Origin of the sequence: [Mycobacterium] fortunisiensis, assembly GCF_019050325.1 — a bacterium.
GTDB classification, from domain to species: domain Bacteria; phylum Actinomycetota; class Actinomycetes; order Mycobacteriales; family Mycobacteriaceae; genus Mycobacterium; species Mycobacterium fortunisiensis.
The window spans coordinates 120,126-133,606 of sequence record NZ_VOMB01000027.1; the positions used below are offsets into that span (position 1 = coordinate 120,126).

General features: G+C 67.6%; 12 protein-coding genes and 1 pseudogene. 7 read left to right on the top strand and 6 right to left on the bottom strand.

All coding sequences use genetic code 11. The features are described from left to right. Window positions 1-35 precede the first annotated feature (35 nt). On the bottom strand, window positions 36-2,831 hold the full coding sequence (locus FR943_RS24815; protein ID WP_217161214.1) for a helix-turn-helix transcriptional regulator: 2,796 nt from the start codon (window positions 2,829-2,831) through the stop codon (window positions 36-38). A 76-nt stretch (window positions 2,832-2,907) separates the two neighbouring features. Here FR943_RS24815 and FR943_RS24820 point away from each other — a divergent pair, with 76 nt between their 5' ends. Further along, complete coding sequence (locus tag FR943_RS24820) at window positions 2,908-3,780, top strand: polysaccharide deacetylase family protein (RefSeq protein ID WP_217160941.1); 873 nt, start codon at window positions 2,908-2,910, stop codon at window positions 3,778-3,780. Window position 3,781: 1 nt separating this feature from the next. On the opposite strand, the gene FR943_RS24825 is transcribed toward FR943_RS24820, so the two are convergent. Further along, on the bottom strand, window positions 3,782-5,077 hold the full coding sequence (locus FR943_RS24825; RefSeq protein WP_217160944.1) for a carboxylesterase family protein: 1,296 nt from the start codon (window positions 5,075-5,077) through the stop codon (window positions 3,782-3,784). A gap of 53 nt (window positions 5,078-5,130) precedes the next feature. Here FR943_RS24825 and FR943_RS24830 point away from each other — a divergent pair, with 53 nt between their 5' ends. Genes FR943_RS24830 through FR943_RS24845 form a run of 4 tightly spaced genes read left to right on the top strand, consistent with a single transcriptional unit; the run spans window position 5,131 to window position 8,675 of the window. Next, the gene (locus FR943_RS24830) at window positions 5,131-5,499 is read left to right on the top strand and encodes a hypothetical protein (RefSeq protein WP_217160945.1); all 369 of its coding nucleotides are present in this window, start codon (window positions 5,131-5,133) and stop codon (window positions 5,497-5,499) included. Window positions 5,500-5,524: 25 nt separating this feature from the next. Then, window positions 5,525-6,406 (top strand): tRNA glutamyl-Q(34) synthetase GluQRS, encoded by an 882-nt coding sequence (gene gluQRS, locus FR943_RS24835; RefSeq protein WP_217160947.1) that lies wholly within the window; start codon window positions 5,525-5,527, stop codon window positions 6,404-6,406. 44 nt (window positions 6,407-6,450) lie between these two features. Then, on the top strand, window positions 6,451-7,914 hold the full coding sequence (locus tag FR943_RS24840) for an ABC transporter permease subunit (protein ID WP_217160949.1): 1,464 nt from the start codon (window positions 6,451-6,453) through the stop codon (window positions 7,912-7,914). Beyond that, window positions 7,911-8,675 (top strand): amino acid ABC transporter ATP-binding protein, encoded by a 765-nt coding sequence (locus FR943_RS24845; RefSeq protein WP_217160951.1) that lies wholly within the window; start codon window positions 7,911-7,913, stop codon window positions 8,673-8,675. Before FR943_RS24840 ends, FR943_RS24845 begins: the two co-directional genes overlap by 4 nt. Before the next feature lie 68 nt (window positions 8,676-8,743). On the opposite strand, the gene FR943_RS24850 is transcribed toward FR943_RS24845, so the two are convergent. The 3 genes from FR943_RS24850 to tgt all read right to left on the bottom strand — a co-directional run bounded on the left by FR943_RS24850 (window position 8,744) and on the right by tgt (window position 12,002). Further along, complete coding sequence (locus FR943_RS24850; protein ID WP_372448237.1) at window positions 8,744-9,292, bottom strand: TetR/AcrR family transcriptional regulator; 549 nt, start codon at window positions 9,290-9,292, stop codon at window positions 8,744-8,746. A gap of 11 nt (window positions 9,293-9,303) precedes the next feature. Continuing rightward, on the bottom strand, window positions 9,304-10,659 hold the full coding sequence (gene hpnE / locus FR943_RS24855; RefSeq protein WP_217160955.1) for a hydroxysqualene dehydroxylase HpnE: 1,356 nt from the start codon (window positions 10,657-10,659) through the stop codon (window positions 9,304-9,306). 86 nt (window positions 10,660-10,745) lie between these two features. Further along, complete coding sequence (gene tgt / locus FR943_RS24860; RefSeq protein ID WP_217160957.1) at window positions 10,746-12,002, bottom strand: tRNA guanosine(34) transglycosylase Tgt; 1,257 nt, start codon at window positions 12,000-12,002, stop codon at window positions 10,746-10,748. 66 nt (window positions 12,003-12,068) lie between these two features. Between tgt and FR943_RS24865 the strand changes: the two genes are divergently transcribed. Then, a complete protein-coding gene (locus FR943_RS24865) occupies window positions 12,069-12,518 on the top strand; it encodes a lipoprotein LpqH (protein WP_217160960.1) in 450 nt (149 codons plus the stop codon). Window positions 12,519-12,607: 89 nt separating this feature from the next. Here the strand turns inward: FR943_RS24865 and FR943_RS26565 are convergent. After that, window positions 12,608-12,778: pseudogene (locus FR943_RS26565) on the bottom strand (haloalkane dehalogenase); the annotation flags it as partial. A gap of 138 nt (window positions 12,779-12,916) precedes the next feature. Here FR943_RS26565 and FR943_RS24870 point away from each other — a divergent pair. Beyond that, on the top strand, window positions 12,917-13,417 hold the full coding sequence (locus FR943_RS24870; RefSeq protein ID WP_217160961.1) for a lipoprotein LpqH: 501 nt from the start codon (window positions 12,917-12,919) through the stop codon (window positions 13,415-13,417). Window positions 13,418-13,481: the final 64 nt, after the last annotated feature.

The following is a 13,481-nucleotide window of genomic DNA, read 5'->3' on the forward strand; positions in this document are numbered from 1 at the left end:
TCCGGTCAGACCTGGGACCCTTGAAAACCCGTGGTTCAGCTGGTCCACGACACAGTGCGCAGCTGCCGGCGGGACCGCACGCCCAGCTTGACGAACACCTTGCGCAGATGCCATTCGACGGTATGGGTGCTGATGAACAACTGTGCGCCGATCTCCTGATTGGTCAACCCATCGCGGGCCAAGCCGGCGATCTGTGCCTCCTGCGCGGTCAGCTCGTCACCCGAGACCAAAGGCTGTTTGCGCACCTTCTCTCCGGTGGCGGTCAGCTCGCGACGGGCCCGCTCGGCGAACGCCTGTGCGCCCATCGTGGTGAACATGTCGTAGGCGACGTTGAGGTGCTCCCGCGCGTTGGTCCGCTGTTTCCGCCGACGCAGCCACTCCCCGTAGCGCAGGTGGGTCCGTGCCAGTTGCACCCGCGCCCGGCTGCGGCCCAGCCGCTCGATCGACTCCTCGAACAGCGCGTCGGCATCGTTGTCGTCGGCGAGCAGCGCCCGCGCAGCGGCGAAGACACCCAGGCCCCAATCGGTTCCGCTGGCACCCGCCCCCGTCTCCAGCCGGCGCACCGCGTCCTCGGCGACCTCCCGCTCACCGACCCGCACCGCCGCTTCGGCCAACTCGAGCAGGGTCCAACCGTAGAACCCCAGATCGTGGTATTCGCAGGCCTTTCGGGCCGCGGCCAGTGCCTCGTCGTAGCGGCTCAGGCCGTTGTAGAGCACTGCGGCGGCATACCCGCTTATCCCCAGCAGCCGCCCCTCACCCTTGGCGGTGCCCTCGGCCATCCCCGCCTCGATGAGGTCACCGGCCTCGGCGAGATCTCCGCGCCAGGCCGCCAGTTCCACCTTGTGGTACTTCATCGGATGGTGGCCGATGGCCGTCGAGATCGTGTCGGCCTCTTCCAGAAGTCTTGCTGCCGTGACGAATTCACCTTCCAGCACATGCACACCGGCCTTGTAGGTGATGGCCGACGGCAGGATCGCCAACGCTCCGGTGGCCCGCGCGTAGCCGATCATGTCGGTGGCCAGCTGATCGTTCAACTCGAAATCCCACATCTCGCCGGCCACCGATTCATGCATGATCGGGAACGCCAGTGCCAACCAGGTCAGCGCCCTACCGTCGTGACTGCGAGCGTGCTCGGCCCACAGCTGCAGGGCGGCACGCAGGTGATCGACCGCGGCGGACAGTCCTTCGGTGACCAACGTCGCCATACCGATGAGCAGAACGTCGATGGGCCGCGTGGGCTCGGCGATCCCGGCAACCGCCGCACGTGCCGCCTCCGCCGCGATCACCAACGCCTCCGGTTGGCTGCGCGAGGCGTACATTGCGGCGGCCAACGCCTCGATGTAGGTCTCCCGGGCCAGTTCGTCGTCGAGGGTCTCCAGGCGCCCGGCGGCGGCGATCAGCAGCGCCGCGGCGTGGCGGACCGGCGGCGCCCCGGGCAGGCCGCCCCGGCTGTGGGTGAACTCCATCTGCGCACGCAGTCGTCCCACCTGCGCCTGCTGCAGCGCAGTCAACGAGTTCAGCTCGGCCAGGGACAGCAGTTCGTAGGCGGCCTCGGGCGCGGCCGCCGCACGTTTGGCGGCCGCGGCCGCGATCGCCCGCGCGGCGCGCAGACCCGGATCGGCGGACAGGATCGCGGCCCGCTCGAGAAAGGTGGCCGCGGCGGCGATCCCGCCTCGGCTCTGGGCCCGCCACGACGACGCTTCCAGTTCGGCGGCCACCGCGTCGTCAGGACCTGTCGCGGCGTTGGCGGCGTGCCAGGCCCGGCGGTCGGGGTCGATTTCGGGGTCGATGGCAACCGCCAAGGCGCGGTGCACGTCTCGGCGGTCGGCAGCGTCGGCCGCCCGGTAGGCCGCCGACCGAACCAGCGGGTGGTAAAAGCGCATCCGGGACCCGAACTCGATCACGCCGGCGGCCTCGGCCGGTACCAGCGCCTGCATTCCGACCCCGAGATGCCCTGCGGCGCGGGCGAACAGCGTCGGGTCGCCGAGCGGATCGGCCGCGGCGAGCAGCACCAGTTTCCGGGTGTCTTCCGGCAGCGTCTGGATCCGGCGGACGAACCCCTCCTGCACCTGCCCCGGCGACAGTCCCGAACCGAGCCAAAAACCCCCGGACAGCTCGGCCGCCGGGACGTTGCGCGGCACCTCGAGCAGCGCCAGCGGGTTGCCGCGGGTCTCGGCGACGATGCGGTCGCGGACCCGTGCGTCGATCCCGCCCACCATCACCGATTCCAGCAACTCCCTGGCATCGCCGTCCGACAAGCCCTCGACCCGCAGCTCGGGCAGGCCGGGCAGCACCCCGGCCAGGCCGTCATGACCGTCACGGACCGCGAACACCAGCACAACCGGCTCCGCCAGCAACCGCCGCGCGACGAAACCCAGGGTCTGCACCGAAACCTGGTCGAGCCACTGCGCGTCGTCGATCACACACAGCAGCGGCTTGTCATCAGCGGCGGCGGCCAGCAGGCTCAGCACGGCCAGACCGACCAGAAAACGATCGGGCACCGGTCCGGCACCACGACCGAAGGCCACCGAGAGCGCGTCATACTGCGGCTCGGGAAGTTTGTCGAGATGCTCCAGCAGCGGTGCGCACAGATGATGCAATCCGGCGAAGGCCAGTTCCATGTCGGACTCGACCCCGGCCACCTGTGCCACCCGGAACCCGGACGCCTGTGCGACGACATACTCGAGCAACGCCGTCTTCCCGACGCCTGCCTCGCCCCGCATCACCAGCACCGCGCTGCCGTGCGAACCGACACCTGAAACCAGGTGTCGTAGCGTCGCACATTCGCTGGCACGGCCACGCAGGGGTGGGTCTGCGCCCATCATCGCCATCACACCGCCACGTCCGATTTTTGCCGAAACCTTACCAAGGCGGTCGGGGTCCGGCAGGTTCGGTAGGGTGCCGCCCATGACCACCCCAGCGGTGCCCGTGACGTGGCCCGACGGTGCCCGGTGTGCGGCCTCGTTCACCTTCGACGTGGACGCCGAAGCCGCGATGCTGGGGCTCTCACCCGCGCACGCCGACCGGATGTCGGCGGTCAGCCACCAGGCCTACGGGCCGCTGACCGCCATGCCGCGTCTGCTGAAAACCCTTGCCCGGCACAACATCAGCTCGACGTTCTTCGTGCCCGGCTATACCGCCTTTCGCTACCCGGACGTGGCGCGGGCCATCGTCGACGCCGGCCACGAAATCGCCCACCACGGCTATCTGCACGAGCCGCTGGGCGGCCTTGGCCAGGCCGAGGAAGCCGCGATCCTCGACCGGGCCTCGGACGCCCTGGAGCAGATCACCGGCGTGCGCCCGGTCGGATACCGCGCCCCGATGTGGGAGCTCAACTGGCACTCGCCGAAGCTGCTGCGGGACAGGGGTTTTCTGTACGACAGCAGTCTGATGGACACCGACCACCCCTACGAGCTGGCGGTGGAGGGCGGTGGACCACTGGTGGAGATACCGATCGGTTGGGGACTCGACGACATCCAGCAGTACTGCTTCGTGCCCGGCCTCTACGACACCGGGGTGATCGAGAGCCCGCTGAAGGCAACCGAGGTGTGGCGTTTGGAGTTCGACGCGCTTCGCGAGGCCGGGGCCTGCTGGGTGCTGACGAACCACCCCTTCATCTCCGGACGACCGTCACGGGCCAAGGCGCTCGACGAGCTGATCGGCTACGTGCGTGGCTTCGACGACGTGTGGGTGACGAGCCTTTCCGCCATCGCACAGCATGTGCGGAACCTGGGCCTGACGCCGCGCAGCATCGTGCGCCCCGATCCGGCCGACTACTGATTCAACCGAACCGCAGCTTCGGCTCCGGCAGAGACGCCGTGCCATGGTGGGCGAATTGTGTCCAGCGGGTGCGTAATTCACGTGCCAGGTGGTCATCGATCGTGTGCTGCGGCCCGAGCATCGGTGCGTCGGACCAGATCTGCGGTGAACCGAACAGCAGCGGCAACTCGATGCAGTGGGTGGCACCCAGCGGCGCGCCCTGCGGCGCCCAGTCGATCCGGTATTCGCCCACCTGGCCGCCGTTGTCGCGCCAAGCCTGGGCCAGCCGTTCCGCGGGCCCACCGAAGGCCTTCCTGGTCAGCGCCGGGGTCCCGGCCTTGGTCACCAGCCGGCCCAGCGCCGGTACCCGGCCCAGCGCAGTGACACGTCGGTCCATCGCCACAAACGGTGCACCGTCGTCTTTGGTGTAGCCGATGAGCAGCTCGATGTTCTTGGCGGCCTGGGCGATCCGGTCCAGCACCGCCTCCTCCGGCGGCAACGGCGCCCGGCCCAGGATCGGGGCGAAAGCCAGCGCACCGAGCAGGCCGAAACCCTGGGCGGCCTGGATCGCGGCGGCTTCGGCGTGCAGCAGCTGGGTGATCGTCGCCTCGGCCGGCGGCACCCCGGCCAACGCCGCATCCATGGCGCGGCGCATGGCGTCGGCCAGCCGGTCGCGCCCGTCGTTCAACTCCAGCGGGCCGCTCTGCAGAATCGCCCGGTGAAACAGCCCCGCCGACGCGTCGCACAACATCAGCTTCAGCACCGAATCCGCGCCGGCGGACTGCCCGAACGCGGTGACGTTGTCGGGGTCCCCGCCGAAGGCGGCGATGTTGTCCGAAACCCAGTTCAGCGCCAGCAGTTGATCGCGCAGGCCGAGGTTCTCCTCACCGACCGGGGTCAGGAAGCCGAAGATCCCCAGCCGATAGCTGACGTTCACCACTACGACATCGCCCTCGCGGGCCAGCAGTCCGGCGTCGTACTTCGGCGATTCCCCACTCCCCGACACATAGGCACCGCCGTGAAACCACACCATCACCGGAAGTTTGTGGGCGTTGACCGGGGCCGTCACGGTCACCAACAGGCAGTCCTCGCTCGTCGCGAGACCGTCGAGGATCGGACCGGTGACGAAACTCAGCCGCGACGGCCGCTGTGGACAGGCGGCACCGGGTTGCGTCGCGTCCCGCACGCCGGGCCACAGGCCCACCGGTTCGGCGATCTCAAACCGCTTGGCACGGCCATAGGGAACACCGCGGGCACGTATCAGTCCGTCACTCTCATCGACCTGGATCGTGCCGCCGTGCACATGTCGATGTATCACCACATGCACGCTATCCGCGTTTGGCGTCGGTCCGGACCGGGCACGCCGACTACATGTCTGTAACCGCATTTCAGGACCTGCCACTGGCTGACCGAGATCGCGAATGGGACGGCGACGCGGCCGAGAAACGAGTCCGCAAGTGGGCCGATGCGCAGGACGAACCCAACCAGAAGTACCGCGACGCCCACGTCTGGTACGACAAGAAGCACAAGGACAACTTCACCGGCTACAAGCTGCTGATCGCCGACGTGATCGGCGGCAAGCTGGAAGCCGTACCCCGCGGGGTGATGGCCGCCGGCGGCATCATGGACGGTGCCCGCGGCGGCGTCGACCTGCCCGAAGACGACATCGACCGGGTGAAGAGCCACCTGGCGAAGTACTACGAGAAGATGGGCGAGTCGGCGCCCTGGGACCGCGACTGAGTGTCGCGATCGATAGATTGCGGGCGTGAGCCTGCACCCCGCCGGGCGGTTCGCGCCGAGCCCGTCGGCCGACCTGCACATCGGCAACCTCCGCACCGCGGTGCTGGCCTGGTTGTTCGCCCGGTCCACCGGGCGGCGGTTCCTGCTGCGGATCGAGGACCTCGACGACCGAACCTTCCCCGAAATCGGCCGGCGCCAGGTCGATGACCTGGCGGCGATCGGACTGACCTGGGATGAACCGGTCGAATGGCAGACCGGGCACACCGCGCGCTACGACGCCGTTGTCGAGCAGCTGCGCGATGCCGGGCTGCTATACGAATGCTATTGCAGCCGAAGAGATATCGCCCAGGCGCCACGGGCTCCCCACGCTCCCGAAGGCGCTTACCCGGGTACCTGCCGCGACCTCACCACAACCGAACGTGAGCAGCGCCGCGCCGAGACCGGGCGGCCACCGGCGCTGCGGTTGCGCACCGACACCTTCGTCGGCACTGTCACCGATCTGCTGCACGGCAGCTACACCGGGATCATCGACGACTTCGTGGTGCGCCGCGGTGACGGCGTGCCGGCCTACAACCTGGCCGTGGTGGTCGACGATGCCACCGCCGGCGTCGACCAGGTGGTCCGTGGTGACGACCTGCTGAGCTCCTCGCCGCGTCAGGCCTATCTGGCCCGGTTGCTGGACTATTCGGAGCCGACCTACGCGCACGTGCCGCTGGTACTCAACGAAGACGGGGCCCGGCTGGCCAAGCGGGACGGCGCGGTCACCCTGGCCGAGATCGGTGTCGAACGGGCACTGACCCAGATCAGTGCGTCACTGGGGTGGCCCGCGTCCGACCTCGACGGCATGCTGGCCCGATTCGATCCGGCCGCCCTGCCGCGGCGCCCCTGGATATATCAGGTGGGCTGAGCAGAACCCTGCAGAACCGCGCGCGCCCCTGTTAGCGTCCGGCCGTGCGCTCCCGACGAATCCCGCTGCTGGGGCTCCTGCTGATCGTCGCAACCCTGCTGGCCGCGTGTGGTTCGCAGAGCGACGACGCCGGGCCCCTGCAGGCCGGTGTGCTGCGGGTGGGCACGGAGGGGGTGTACGCGCCGTTCAGCTATCACGACGCCGCCACCGGACAACTCAGCGGCTACGACGTCGACGTGGCCCGCGCCGTCGCCGACAAACTCGGCGTCCGGGTGGAATTCGTCGAGACACCGTGGGACTCGATCTTTGCCGCCCTGGAAGCCAAGCGGTTCGACGTGGTCGCCAACGAGGTGACCATCACCGACGAGCGCAAGACGAAATACGATCTGTCCGAGCCTTATTCGGTCGGCGAAGGGGTGATCGTCACTCGCGCCGACGACGATTCGATCAGCTCACTGGCCGATCTCAAAGGCAAGGTCGCCGCGGAGAACGCCACCAGTAACTGGTCAGAGATCGCGCTGGCGGCCGGGGCCCGGGTCGAGGCCGTGGAGGGCTTCACCCAGGCCATCAAGCTGCTCAACCAGGGCCGCGTCGACGTCGTCGTCAACGACAGCATCGCGGTGTACGCCTATCTGGCCGAAACCGGCGACAAGTCGGTCAAGATCGCCGGAAAGGTCGGAGAGAAGAGCGAACAGGGCTTCGCGGCCCGCAAGGACAGCGGGCTGCTACCCGATCTCAACCGGGCCCTCGACGAATTGCGCGCCGACGGCACGTTGACCGCCATCTCGCAGCGCTACCTCAAGGCCGACGCCTCCGGGGCGGCCGAGCCTGCCGGCACCCAGCCACGGTCGACCTGGCAACTGGTCGCCGACAGCTTGGGGCCCCTGCTCAAAGCCGCGGTCACCATGACGATCCCGCTTACCGTCATCAGCTTCCTCATCGGCCTGGTGATCGCCCTGGCAGTGGCGCTGGCCCGGCTGTCGACGCACCGGGTGGTGAGCAGCCTCGCCCGGTTGTACATCTCGATCATCCGCGGTACCCCGCTGCTGGTGCAGTTGTTCATCGTGTTCTTCGCCCTGCCCGAGTTCGGGGTGAAGATCGACCCGTTCCCGGCCGCGGTGATCGCGTTCAGCCTCAACGTCGGCGGCTATGCGGCCGAGGTCATCCGCTCGGCGATCCAGAGTATCCCGAAGGGGCAGTGGGAAGCCGCCGAGACCATCGGGCTGAACTACACCGGAACCCTGCGACGGATCGTCCTGCCCCAGGCCGCCCGGGTGGCGGTCCCGCCGTTGTCGAACACTTTGATCTCACTGGTCAAAGACACCTCCCTGGCGTCGACGATTCTGGTCACCGAGCTGTTGCGCCAAGCCCAGATCATCGCGGCGCCAACGTTCGAGTTCTTCGCCCTGTACGGCACGGCCGCGATCTATTACTGGGTGATCTGCCTGGTGCTCTCGTTCGGTCAGAGCCGGGTGGAACGCCGATTGGAAAGGCACATTGCGCGATGACCGACTCGACCGACAACCGGATCGTCGCCACCGACGTGCACAAGGCCTTCGGCGACCACCAGGTGCTCAAGGGCATCTCGTTCACCGTGCCGCGGGGCACCGCGACCACCGTCATCGGCCCGTCGGGATCCGGCAAGACGACGCTGTTGCGTGCGCTCAACGCCCTCGACGTCCCCGACGCCGGAGTGATCCGGGTCGGCGACGTCGAACTGGACTTCGCCCGGCCGGTAGCCAAGGATCAGCTGCGCCGGTACCGCGCGCAGAGTGGCTTTGTGTTCCAGTCCCACAACCTGTTTCCGCATAGAACAGTGCTGCAGAACGTCACCGAAGGTCCGCTGGTGGTGCAGAAACGTCCCCGCGAGAAGGTGCTGGCCGAGGCAGGCGAGCTGCTGCGCCAGGTGGGCCTGGCCGACCAGCGGGACAAATACCCGTATCAACTGTCGGGCGGCCAACAGCAGCGGGTGGGCATCGCGCGGGCCCTGGCGCTGCGCCCGAAGGTGGTGTTGTTCGACGAGCCGACCTCAGCGCTGGACCCGGAACTGGTCGGCGAAGTGCTCGCCGTGATCCGGGATCTGGCCGTCGAAGGCTGGACCCTGGTGATCGTCACGCACGAAATCCAGTTCGCCCGCCAGGTTTCCGATCAGGTGCTGTTCACCGATCGCGGGGTGATCCTGGAGCAGGGCCCGCCGGCCGCGGTGATCGGCGATCCGAAGGAAGAGCGCACCCGTCAGTTCCTGCAGCGGATCCTCAACCCGCTCTGACTTCCTTTGCCGCCTTCCTTTGCCGAGCAGACACAAAACTGCAGTTTTCCCGGCCGAAATGGGCAGTTTTACGTCTGCTCGCGGGTGAAGGTGGTGGCCCAGCCGACGAGCGAGCGCAGGTGGGTGAGCACCTCCTCGTCGGGATGGGCACCGGGGTCTTCCAGATGCAGCCGGGCCAGTTCCTCGATGGCGGCCAGCAGCATCCGAACAGTCGGGCCGTCGGGGTCGGCGGAAAGATGCCGGCCCGCAACCCTCCGGGCGTAGCCGCGCCCCAGTGCGATACGGTCGCGGACCTGCGAGGGCGCCCCTTCCGGTGGCTGCAGGATGATGCGCCAACTCACCGGAGCGGCATGCAGATACGCCAGGATGCCACGGCCCATCTGGTCGACATCGGCCAGCTCGGCCACACTGCCCATCCCCGCGAAGGCGATGGCCGACTCACGGTCGAGCAGCGCCGTGGTGAGCCCGCCCAGATCGGTGAACTGTTGGTACACCACGGTTCTGGTGACGTTGGACTGGGCTGCCACCCGCTCGATGGTCAACGCGACGTACCCGTCGGCGGCGACGATATCGCGCGCCACGTCGAGCAGCTGATCCCGCCGCTCGGCGCCTGACATGCGTCGCTTCGTCATTTCGGGCCCAACAACAGGTCCACGGCGACGGCGGCGCTCTGCACCGCACTTTCCATGGTGGCCGACCAGTCGGTGGCGGTCCAGTCCCCGGCCAGCACCAGCGTGGGCACCGAGGTGCGTTGCGGCGGGCGCAGCGCATCCGTGCCCACCACCTGCGAGAAGGTGGCTTTCGGCATCTTGACCACCTGCGCCTGAACGACTTTCGCGTCCCTCGCCGCCGGGTAGTAACGGCGCAGCAACGCCATCTGCTCGGCGACGATCTCGTCGTTGCTCTTGTGGATCTGCTCGTAGGCGCCACTGGTGGTCAGGCAGTATAGCCAGCCCCGGTCGGTGCTGCGTCCGTGCATGATCTGCCGGTCGAACACCTCGTCGATCACCGCGGTGCCGCCGATGAGCCCTTCGAATGCCGACTCGGTGCCCAGCGGCCGGTCGAGGTACAGATTGGTGCTCACGATCGGTGTGTAGCCCAATTTATCTGCGGCGGCATAGATTTCCGGGTGCTCGGGCAGATCGTCGAGGAGTCCGGCGATGTTCGAGTTGGGCACCGCGCAGACCACGGCATCGGCGGGGACCTCGGTTCCGTCGGCCAGGAGTACGCCGGTGACCGCTCCGCCCTCGATGGCGATGCGACGGGCGACTGCCCGGTAGCGGACGTCGACGCCACGCTCCTCGAATACCTTCATCGCGCCGTTGACGTACAGGGTGTCGAGGTCGACGGTCGGATAGCCGATGGTGACCGGGGTGCGGTGCTTGATGCCGAGCCGGATGCCGGTGGCCATCACGTTGGCGAACACCTTCGCCGACTCCTTGGCCACCGGCTCCGCGGCGATCCCGAGAGCAAGCCAGTCCCACAACGCTTCTCGCGCCTTCGCGGGCATTCCGACCCGCTCGAACCACTGCTCGGTGCTCAAGTCCGCCAGGTCGGCCGGTGGGCGCAGCGCCTGCCAGCCCAGCAGCACGGTGGCCCGGGCCGCGCGCAGCCGGTCGACCCAATTCGCGTCCGGGTGTACGCCGAAGAGCGTGCGGATGGCGTCGGGACCGGTGGTCGACATGGTGACCTGGCGGCCGTCCGGCCAGCGCAAGGTCGAGGACTTCGGGAATGCGATGTGCTCGCGGGTACCCACACTGGTGAGGTATCGGTACAGGTGCTGGTAACCGCTGGCGATGACGTGCTGGCCATTGTCGGGAATGTCGTCGACCAGGTCCGCGCGCATCGCATGCGTGCGGCCGCCGAGTTGGCCGCGCCGCTCCAGCAAGGTGACATTCTTGCCCGCCTCGCTCAGCCATACCGCGGCGGCCAATCCGGCCAGCCCGCCGCCGATCACCACGAACCGCCGCGTGTCGTCGCTCATGCGATGAGACTAACTTACAAGTCGTAAGTTATGAACCTCTGTGAGCAGACACAAAACTGCAGTTTTCCCGGCCGAATTGGCCGGTTTTACGTCTGCTCGCCGGAGATACGCACCCCGTAGTAGCGCCCCAGCACCTCAGCCCGCAGCTCGTCGAACTCACCGGCCATGATCGAGGCCCGGATCTGATCGACCAGCCGGATCACGAACCGCTCGTTATGGATCGTGCACAGCGTCGCCGACAACATCTCCTTGGCCTTGAACAGGTGCCGGATATAGGCGCGCGAGTAGTTGGCACAGGTGTAGCAATCACATTCGGGGTCGATCGGGGTGAAGTCGCGCTTGTACCGGGCCCCGGTGATGTTGAACCGCCCGGTCGCGGTGTACACCGCGGCATTGCGGGCCACCCGTGACGGCGACACACAGTCAAAGGTGTCGGCCCCGGCGGCCACCGCGTCGAACAGGTCGTCGGGTTCGCTGATGCCCAGTAGGTGCCGGGGCTTGTCGGCAGGCAGCTCACTGCTGACCCAGCCGACGATTGTGGCCAGGTTCTGTTTCTCCAGCGCGCCGCCGATGCCGTAGCCGTCGAAGCTCAGCCCCTCGGCAGGCCCGGCCTGCTCACCGATCCGGGCCAGCCCGCGAGCCGCCTGCCGGCGCAGGTCCTCGTATTGGGCTCCCTGCACCACCCCGAACAACGCCTGCCGCGGCCGCTCCGGGGCCAGCGCCTGCAGCCGGTGGTGCTCGGCGACGCAGCGCACCGCCCACTCGTGAGTGCGCTGCACCGAACGTTCCTGGTAGGCACGGGTGTTGACGAGCGTGGTGAGCTCGTCGAAAGCGAAGATGATATCGGCGCCGAGCTTGTTCTGGATCCCGATCGAGATCTCCGGGGTGAACCGGTGCTTCGAACCGTCCAGATGCGAGCGGAACGTGACGCCGTCGTCGTCGACGACGGCCAGCCGCTCCTTGCCCTTGGCGATGATGTCGTCGGTCTGCAACCGCTCGGTGTCCATCGCCAGCACCTTCTTGAATCCGACCCCCAACGACATCACCTGGAAGCCGCCGCTGTCGGTGAAAGTCGGACCGGGCCAATTCATGAAGGCCCCGAGCCCACCGGCCTCGGCCACGATGTCCGGCCCCGGCTGCAGATAGAGGTGATAGGCATTGGCCAGAATCGCCTGGGCACCAAGCTGTTTCATGGTCTCCGGAAGGACCGATTTCACGGTGGCCGCCGTACCGACGGCGATGAACGCCGGGGTCTGGATATCGCCGTGCGGGGTGTGGATGGTGCCGACCCGGCCCAGCCGGCCGGGCAACTCGGCCTCCACGGTGAAATACGGCTGGTCCACAGAGGGTATTCAACCGGATGCCGGTCCGATTTCCGTCACGGGGGCGCGCGCGACCATACTGCGGACGTGAACTTGGTCATGCGCCGCCCCATCGTCATCGCCGCCGGATGCACAGTGTTTCTGGCCGCACTCGCCGGATGCTCCTCGTCGGAGTCGGATTCCTCGGGGAACTCCGACCAGGGCCGAGTGACCTTCGGATCCAACGACGCCGGTCCGGTCACCAGCGTCAACTGCGAGACCAAGGACGGGCTGACCACGATCGGCATCGAGGGCACGCTGTCCACCTCGGTGGTGTTGACCGACGGCGCGGCCCCGGTGGTGCAGTCGGTGAACATCGGCGACGTGAATGCCGAGGGCGCCTCGCTGACGTGGCTGGCCGGCCTGTCCGGTGCTCCGGTGGTCGCCGCCCGTGACGGGAAGGGCTACACCATCACCGGTAACGGCATGGGCATCGACCCCGCCCAACCGGGCACGCCGGTGGACATGCCCTTCGACATCGCCGTCACCTGCCCCTAGACCGACGGCCGGCCAGGAACTCGACGATCACCTCGGCGAGTTCCTCGCCGGCATCCTCCTGCAGAAAATGACCGGCATCGCCGATCACCCGATGGTTCCCCATGCAACAACAGGACCGGATCGGCATCCGGAGGTCCGTCCTGCACCCAGGCCATCCGCAATCGGCCACCGTCGCTGTCGTCGACCTCGGAATACTCTGGTGAGTAAGGGAATTCAGGAAGGCCACGGAATCGCTCGTCCGCCGTGCGCAGCGTCTGCATGGCGCTGAACTTACGAGCGCCGCGTCGCCGCCACAGACAATTCACCCAAATCCACGCCCACGACCTGCATGAACCCGAATACTTCTGCCTGACAGTCCGCCACTTGCGACGGACTGCACAACCGTGAGGAGAGCAGTGGTGAAGCGTGAGTTCCTGGTCGCCGTCGGCGGCGCCGCGATCGTCATCGCCGGCCTGTCCGGCTGTTCGTCGAGCGACAACAAAGACACCTCCGACGAGACGACGGCCACCGCATCGGCGGAGCCGACCACCTCGGTCGAAGCCGGCGACACCACGGCGACAACCGGCTCAGGCACCGCCAGAGTCACCATCGACGGCAAAGAACACCAACTGGAAGGCTCGGTCGTGTGCGCGACCGTCGCGGGCAATGTCAGCGTGAACGTCGGCCAGGGCATGAGCGGGGTCAGCGCCACCCTCAGCGAAGGCGACCAACCGACGGTGACCGCCCTGGCCCTGGGCAACATCGACGGCGTCAGCCTCGGATACACCCCGGGGGTGCCCGGTGGCAGCGCAGAGGTCACCAAAGACGGCAACAAATACACGATCAAAGGCAACGCCACCGGCGTAGACGGGATGAACCCGGTGACCAAGCCATTCGAGCTCGAAGTCGCCTGCCCTTAACCAAACACCTAACAACTAGCAAACATCTGGCATAGTGTGGGCCCGGACTGATCCGGGCCCACGC

Bases quoted from the DNA above. Each gene is read 5' to 3' on its own strand.
- hpnE (WP_217160955.1), bottom strand. From the start codon at position 10,659: ATGAGCGACGACACGCGGCGGTTCGTGGTGATCGGCGGCGGGCTGGCC.
- FR943_RS24820 (WP_217160941.1), top strand. From the start codon at position 2,908: ATGACCACCCCAGCGGTGCCCGTGACGTGGCCCGACGGTGCCCGGTGT.
- FR943_RS24845 (WP_217160951.1), top strand. From the start codon at position 7,911: ATGACCGACTCGACCGACAACCGGATCGTCGCCACCGACGTGCACAAG.
- FR943_RS24815 (WP_217161214.1), bottom strand. From the start codon at position 2,831: ATGGCGATGATGGGCGCAGACCCACCCCTGCGTGGCCGTGCCAGCGAA.
- FR943_RS24830 (WP_217160945.1), top strand. From the start codon at position 5,131: ATGTCTGTAACCGCATTTCAGGACCTGCCACTGGCTGACCGAGATCGC.
- FR943_RS24850 (WP_372448237.1), bottom strand. From the start codon at position 9,292: ATGTCAGGCGCCGAGCGGCGGGATCAGCTGCTCGACGTGGCGCGCGAT.